This window comes from Streptomyces sp. MnatMP-M17, assembly GCF_900091995.1.
Lineage (GTDB): Bacteria > Actinomycetota > Actinomycetes > Streptomycetales > Streptomycetaceae > Streptomyces.
Map to the genome: position 1 here is coordinate 1 of NZ_FMDK01001293.1, position 1,262 is coordinate 1,262.

Annotated in this window: 1 protein-coding gene; it reads right to left on the reverse strand. The window is 69.2% G+C overall.

Annotated elements, in window-relative coordinates; all coding sequences use genetic code 11:
* Window positions 1-664, reverse strand: a 664-nt coding sequence (locus GA0115259_RS38680; RefSeq protein WP_093605314.1) for a hypothetical protein, incomplete at its 3' end; no start/stop codon positions are given.
* Between the last annotated feature and the right edge of the window lie 598 nt (window positions 665-1,262).

Here is a 1,262-nt window from a genome sequence, read left to right on the forward strand (position 1 = left end):
TCGTCAGCGGCGGCTGCTGCTCGTCGCGCAGCGCCTGCGCCCTGCCCTTCGTATACGAGGTGTATCCCTGCGGACTGGTGAACCAGATCCGGGGATCCTCGTCGAAGACCATCGCCCGCTTGGCGAGCACATAGCCGAACTCCTCCGGCGTGAGATAGCCGAGCTTCTGGCTGGAGTCGCGGTCCTCGCGGTAGGCGTCGAGCAGCAGCCAGCCCGCGCCCAGATAGGTGGTCGCCGTGTCGGTGAGGATCTCGTTGTCGTGGATGCCGGGAAAGCCCAGCCCGAGCCGGTGCAGCAGGACATGGGTGATCTCGTGGGCGAGGGCGGCGCCGATGTCACGGCGGTGCGTCCGGAAGCGGTTGTTCAGCTCGATGAAGTACTCGGGACCCGCGGCCAGCTCGACGCTCGCCGCCTGGTCCATCTCGCGGAAGCTCACGATCATGCGCGCGTCGGGCAGCCGGAGCTGCTGGACCAGGGCGTGCGCGACGCGCTGGGTGCCGAGATGGAGATCGTCCAGATCGGAGAAGGCGACATCGGCCGGAGCGACGCTGGGCGCGTACGAGCGGATGCCCTCGGGCGAGAGCTGCCGGTAGAGCGCGGTGATCGCCGCCCGCACCGTGCCGAGATGCGGATACCCGTGCGCGACCTCGCCGCCGTTCGTCACGTCCGTAACCCCCTGCGAGGACGGTCAACCCGGTCAACCGGAATCCACTCTACGGGGCGGTCGCGACGATCCATGGAGGCGGCCCGGGGCAGACCGAGGCGGACCCGGGCGGACTCGGGGGAGCGGTGTTCGCGGGTGGCACACGGAGTGCACACAGAGGCCACACGCGCGGTCTACGGGGGGTACACGGACCGCATTGTGGGCGCGGCGCGGGCGGAGGATCCGGCACAAAGCCCGCCGTATCTCCCGCCGATGTCCGATGACCGGACGCCGACCGGCATATGCGCCTCCGTCCTGGCCGAAAACAGGTTCTTGTGGCGTGGCTGAACTCCTCCCCATAATCCGGATCACGCTTTCTTGTCGGGCCCATGTCAGGCCAGCGCAACGCGCGTTGATCCGGCACCGGCGTGACAGCCGACCTCACGCACAGCCGACCGCACGTACAGCCATCGAGCACCACGCCCACAACCAGCCCCCCACGAAAGGCAGCCCGATGAAGCTTCTGAGCGCCCTCAAGAGATCTGCCGCCGCCGGCGCGGTCATCCTCGCCGCCGCCAGCCTCAACCTGTCCACCGCGTCCGCCGCGCCCACGCCCGAG